General features: G+C 38.8%; 1 pseudogene. It reads right to left on the reverse strand.

The annotated features are described in order from the left end of the window. Positions 1–603 (reverse strand): annotated as a pseudogene (locus MUW74_RS03430) (hypothetical protein); the annotation flags it as partial.

Raw genomic sequence — 603 nt, forward strand, 5'->3', positions numbered from 1 at the left:
TCATAGAGCAAAGCAGCATAAATGACTTTAGGGGAGTGAAACACCCAATTTGTTACTAACTCGGCAATTCCTACTGAGCGTACATAAAACAATTCACCCGAAGAATGGCGCTTAAATCGAAAATGCTGCCGAAGCAATAAAATCAAATCTGAAATAGTTTTTGCATCAATGACATCCTCTTGCTCTTTACACAAAGAGGTACAGACATAATCATGGAACTTCATTAGTGCAATCATAGCATCTGCTTCTTCGTTAGGTTGAACAGAAGATTCTGAAGTTAAACCATATAGTGGGAATTTGCTGGCCATCTTATCCAAAATATCAGTCACATCAGTAGGCAATACCAGTAATATACTGGGTTGCTTTTTGTCAAGATAAACTTCTAAATAGCCATGATGGGCATGAACTATACTGGCTATAGTGTCTTGTGTAAGATCTATGGATAGTGGTGGTTTTTTCTGCTTTTCACGGCCCATAGTCTCTATTACACTACTGTAGATCTCCTTTACTGTGGGAAGTAGATTGGCCTGGGCATTGTAGTGGCTTATCATGATGCCAATAGCTTGAAAAGCGATAAAGGCAGGAGCATTTTTTTCCATAACA

The organism is Candidatus Cardinium sp. cBcalN2 (assembly GCF_022810445.1).
Classification (GTDB): domain Bacteria; phylum Bacteroidota; class Bacteroidia; order Cytophagales; family Amoebophilaceae; genus Cardinium.